The sequence below is a fragment of the Falcatimonas sp. MSJ-15 genome (assembly GCF_018918265.1).
Lineage (GTDB): Bacteria > Bacillota > Clostridia > Lachnospirales > Lachnospiraceae > Falcatimonas.
In genome coordinates, this window is the sequence record NZ_JAHLQC010000049.1 from 1 (window position 1) to 2176 (window position 2176).

2 protein-coding genes are annotated in these 2176 nt (G+C 33.9%); both read left to right on the top strand.

Annotated elements, in window-relative coordinates; all coding sequences use genetic code 11:
• Positions 1–87: 87 nt before the first annotated feature.
• Positions 88–1380 carry an IS21 family transposase gene (istA, locus tag KQI85_RS16235; RefSeq protein WP_216577064.1) on the top strand — a complete coding sequence of 431 codons (1293 nt, stop codon included), beginning with the start codon at positions 88–90 and terminating at the stop codon, positions 1378–1380.
• Complete coding sequence (gene istB / locus KQI85_RS16240) at positions 1373–2125, top strand: IS21-like element helper ATPase IstB (protein ID WP_216577063.1); 753 nt, start codon at positions 1373–1375, stop codon at positions 2123–2125. The genes istA and istB overlap by 8 nt, the downstream gene beginning before the upstream one ends.
• Positions 2126–2176: the final 51 nt, after the last annotated feature.

The window sequence follows — 2176 nt, forward strand, 5'->3', positions numbered from 1 at the left end:
TATAAAGTTATACTTAAATATGTACAATAAATATTAAATAAGAATGTACAAATGTTATGATATATGGGTTATAAGGAGGAACTCATGATGATATTAAAGAATCAAATCATAACAAACATAAAAATAGAAAGTGTCAATGACCTGTACAAATTAAAACCATTTATGGAGGATGGAACATTGAAGATAAATAAAAGTCAAATAGCAAGAGAATTGGAGATTGACAGACGTACGGTTGATAAATACATAAACGGTTATACAAAACCGGAAACAAGAAACTGTAATGATTGCATTACACCTTTTTATGATATTATAGCCGAATTATTATCAGACAGAAACCAGCAGATGTTTTACTACAGAAAAGTTTTATGGCAGTATCTTGTGGATAACCATGGATTTACAGGTGTTTATTGTAACTTTTGCCATTACCTTAGAAAATATCCTGAATTCGATTCATATTTCAGAAAAGGCAGACCTTCCAACACTAACAGGGTAACTGTCAGATATGAAACGCCTATGGGGAAACAGGCACAGTTAGACTGGAAAGAGTCGATTTCGTTTACCCTTTCTACAGGTGAAACCAGAGATATAAATATTTTTGTTCTATTGCTTTCATATTCAAGATTCAGGGTATACAGAGCATCTCTTTCCAAAACACAGGATATACTCTTCTCGTTTCTTGATGATGCATTCGAAACATTTGGTGGTGTTCCGGATGAAATAGTTACAGATAACATGAAAACCGTTATGGATAAAGCAAGAACAGAATATTTTGCTGGCAAAGTAAATAATAAGTTTCAGCAATTCGCTGATGATTATGGCTTCAAAGTGCAGCCGTGCATTGCGGGACATCCACATACTAAAGCCAAAGTTGAGGCTCCCATGAAGATACTTGATGAAATAAGGGCTTATAACGGGAAATTAAATTATCGGGAACTGGTTGAACTGATAACACGAATTAACAATCGTGTCAATGCACAGGTAAACCAGGGAACAGGAAGAATTCCGCTGATGTATTTCAACAAAGAAAAGACTTTCTTAAACAGCCTGCCCGCTGATACCATAAGAAAGCCTTTTCAAATCACCACAAATACCGTAAAAGTCAATCATTCAAGCATGTTTAATTATAAAAGATGCCAGTACTCCGTACCACCGGAGTACATAGGAAAGATTGTTTCTTTACAAGTATATGATGGTTATATACTTGTGTATTATAACACAGAATTTATAACTATTCATCAGTTAAGCACAAAAAAATTGAACTATATTTCTGAACATTATGCTGCAATCGCTAGAAATTCCCATATTTTCAAGGATGAACACATAATGGACAGGGCAAAAGAAAATCTTGAGATTATAGGAAAGGTTTATGATTATGAGTAACAGTACATACAATCAGTTAACAGCAAATCTGGAGCTGTTAAAGTTATCCCAAATGAAACTTCATCTTGATGAAATAAGAGATTTTGTAACAACAAACGGATTATCCTTTACGGAGGGTCTGTTAAAACTCACTAATTATGAAGTGGATTTTAAAGAACAGAGTGCCTCACGTTCTATGATAAAAGCTGCAGCCTTTCCCTTTGTGAAAGAACTTAAGGATTATGATTTTGGATTTCAGCCAAGTGTAAATGAACAGGAAATGAGGGAGCTTGCAAGTCTTGGTTTCCTTGAAAAGAATGAAAATATAGTATTTCTTGGGACGAGTGGTGTCGGAAAGACACACCTTGCAACTTCTATTGGTATTGCAGCCGCAAAAAAACGGGTAAGCACATACTTTATAAAGTGCAATGATTTACTCCAACAGTTGAAGCGTGCAAAGCTGGAAAACAGGCTTGATGCAAGACTAAAGCATTTTTGTCATTATCGTCTGCTTATAATAGACGAACTTGGATATCTGCCTATTGATAAAGAGGATTCCAATATGTTCTTTCAGCTTATAGATATGCGTTATGAAAAGAAAAGTACTATATTAACAACAAACATGAACTTTAATGAATGGGATGGAATATTTTATGATGCAGTTGTTGCAAATGCCATTATGGACAGAGTTTTGCATCATGCACATGTAATACCAATATCAGGAAAATCATACAGATTAAAAGACCACTTAAAACAAACAGACTAATTGTACATTTTTATATAATATTTTTTGTACATTAAGTCTTGACATTTTATA